This window comes from Marinitoga arctica (genome assembly GCF_054657315.1).
Genome location: NZ_BAAHYY010000081.1, coordinates 1 through 384, shown reverse-complemented (window position 1 = coordinate 384; position 384 = coordinate 1). Strand labels below are relative to the sequence as shown.

1 protein-coding gene is annotated in these 384 nt (G+C 22.4%); it reads right to left on the bottom strand.

Annotation, left to right across the window (positions count from 1 at the left end; genetic code table 11):
- A partial coding sequence (locus ACYQ44_RS10445; protein ID WP_459997237.1) for a transposase occupies positions 1 to 384 on the bottom strand: 384 nt, incomplete at both ends.

Here is a 384-nt window from a genome sequence, read left to right as displayed (position 1 = left end):
AAAGAACAGTAATACCAGCAAAAGTTAAATAATTTCTATTTCTAACATACCAAACATATTCAGTACCAAAAGACATATCCATAATACCATTAACTCTTTCAATTTCCCAACGTAATTTATAATCATTCTTAAAAGCAATTCTAAAAGATTTCATAACATATCTATTATAAGATTCATAATATTTAGTATTTCTTTTATTTAAATCAATAACTGGTATAGAATTAGAAGACATAATCTTTGAAAAAATATCATAAGAATCATAAGCTGCATCTAATAAAATTTTAGAAAAAGATTTTATTGATTCAAATAACACATCAAAAAAATTTGATTCATGAATAGAAGCTTTTGCAACAGTAAAATCAAGAACAAAATCATTTTTAGCAT